1 protein-coding gene is annotated in these 2,662 nt (G+C 66.9%); it reads right to left on the bottom strand.

Annotated features, from left to right (window positions below):
- Window positions 1-2,662 (bottom strand): ImcF-related family protein (locus ABLV12_RS08720; RefSeq protein WP_348866980.1); only part of this gene is annotated, 2,662 nt, incomplete at both ends.

The raw sequence follows: 2,662 nt of genomic DNA, 5'->3' as shown, positions 1-2,662 counted from the left end.
CCTCTTCATCCGTGCGGCCGGCTGCCGGGACACCGGCGCTGAATATCTGCGCCGGCAGCCTGAAGTTGCGCAGCTTCAGCAGCGCCAGCGGACCGTCGCCCAGCTCCGTGCGCAGCAGCCACTGCAGCTGCCGCCTGTCCGGCGCGGTGACGGTCAGCCGGTACAGCCCGTCCCCCGCTTTCTGCCGCGCCATCGACTCCAGCATCCGGATAACGCCCCACGGGCCGCTGTGGTTTGCATACAGACGGCTTCCCGCCGTCGTTGACGTCCAGGTCAGCATCGACCCCGGTTTATTCATCACCCCCGGCCAGCGGAAGCGCTGCCAGTCGGCCAGCTGGTTAAAATAGTGCAGCGTCTGCCCGTCAAGCGTCAGCGCTGTTTCCACCACTTCCCGCATCGCCACCCCCTGCATCTCAAAGCTGATGCCCTGGCTGCCGTCGGTGAACAGGATATCGGACAGCTGGCTGAGCTGGTTCACCGCGTTCAGAAAGGCCGGGCTGAAGGTCAGCCCCTGGCTGCGGGTGCTGTCCGCCACCCAGTCGCTGCCCTCCCGGCGCAGCACCCCGCCCAGCTCCGTACTGAGAAAACGGTCAATACGTCCGGTATCGCGGCGGATAAACGCCGCCAGCATCGGCAGCGAAGCGTCGCTCTTCCCGGCCGCAAAGGGATAGCGCCCCTGAAACGCCGCATTCCAGTTCGCGACCACGGAGCGCTGCCACGCCTCGTTCAGGCTGGCCGCCGACGGCTGCAGTACCGCCTCCCGGGCCTGAGTCAGCGGCTGAACAAACATCGTCTGCCCGAAACCGCGCCACGCCTCACCGAGGCTGGCCGCCACCAGGCTGCCGTACTCCTGCGTGTCGGTCAGCTCCACGCTCCGGCCCCGGAACACCGTCTGCGCCAGCTGCTGCATCATCGCCTGCGGGTCGGCGGCATTCGCCACCTGCTGGAGTTTCAGGCGCACGCGGGTGATGCGGGTGAGCCAGGTCTGTAAGCTGAGCGAGCTGTCGGCAGCCATCACCTTCTGCGCGCTGTTTTTGCCCGTCAGGGTCAGCAGCGGGCCGAAGGTGCTGTCCAGCGGGCCGCGAGGACCGGCTGCCTGCTGGTCAATGACCGGCTTTTTATCCCTACCCGGCAGATTTTTCGCCGTCCTCACCAGGAAATCAGAGAGAGCCTCCCCCTGCTCTCCGGTCTGCCCCTGCCAGGCCAGAGTGTTCATCAGCGCAATCAGCGGCGACTGGCGGACATCGCCGGTCAGGGTGAGCTGGTCGGTGACATCGGTAATGTTGTGCGCCGGATTCAGCCGGATGCTGTTAAGGAAGTTCAGCCACGCTCCGGCAAAATCGGTAAAGTAGCGGTTCGTCAGCCGCTGTTTCAGCGCCTCCGGGGAGACATCCGTGGACACGGTGTTACGGTTGTCGCTCAGCACCCAGTCGATTTCATCGCGCCGCGAGGCCACGGCGGCGTCGATGGCGTCCTGAATCCCGCCTTCCCACGCCTGGCGGGTGAACATTCCCGGCACCACCTCGTCCGTGCTGAACAGACGGCGGGCGTCGGTCTGCGGCGTCATGTCCTCAAGCGTCATATCGGCATAGTTGCGCCGGACGGCCGTCAGCATGTTCTCATAGAGCGTGCTTTCGGCGTTGCGCTGGCCTGCCTGCTCCAGCAGCACCCTGCGCACCTGCGCCACCAGCGCCGCATCCGGCGTGATTTTCCATGACGGCTGCGCGGGCAGGCTCTGCATGTAAAAGGTGTGCAAATCCGGCGCCATCTCCTGCCACAGCGCCGGGGACAGACCCGGACGGGACGGTTCGGCGGTTTTCATCACCTGCGCAAAAAACGCGGCGTCCGCCTTCTCCGGGTGCGCCATCATCAGGTACGCCTTCAGCTGGTCGTAGCCCGGTTTTGCCCGTTTCTCGCGCAGCGGACTGCGCGGCGGCAGGTCTGCCAGCGCGTTCAGCTGCTTTGTGAGCGCCTGCGCCGCCGCATCGCGTATCAGCCGGTTATTCGCCTGCCCGTACCACGGCATCAGGGCCGCCAGCAGCGGGGCGTTATGGTCCAGCCCGAAGCGCTGATACCAGGGCGCGCCATGCGCCTGCTGGTGCTGTAACCGTCCGATATCGTTACGCAGCGCCTGCAGCGCCATCAGCTGTTCATCATTCACCGCGGGAGAGCTCACCAGCAGCTGCGCCGCGCTGACAATATGCTGGCGGTTAACGGCGAAGGAGACCAGGCTGCCCGCCCCCCACAGGGCCATCAGCGACAGGGCGATAACCCCCGATGTGCGCTGCCAGGGCAGACCGGCCCGCACGCCCTGCGCCTGAGCGCAGTCCGCCGTCACTCCCTGCCAGGCCGCCGGAGCGGACCAGCGGTGAGGATGTGGCGTCTCCCCGGCGGTCGTGTCCGGCGCCAGCGGCGGGCTGAACATCAGGCCGCGCAGCGGAACGCGCTGCAGGCGCTCCGTCAGCCAGGGCGTCAGCAGCGTACGCCAGCGGGCAATGCCGCTCCCCTCAAGCGTGCGCCCCAGGCGCAGCAGATAATCATGGGCCGGGTCGGCGCACAGCTGCTGCATTCCCCTTTCCCCCAGGGACGGCAGAATGGCGCGGAGTTGTTGCGCCACCCCCTCCGGCGTGGCGCCGGGCGGGAACAGCGCCCCCACCGTCTG

It is taken from the genome of Klebsiella sp. CN_Kp100 (assembly GCF_040065315.1).
Taxonomy (GTDB): Bacteria; Pseudomonadota; Gammaproteobacteria; order Enterobacterales; family Enterobacteriaceae; genus Klebsiella; species Klebsiella oxytoca.
This window is presented reverse-complemented; position numbering and strand designations above follow the sequence as displayed.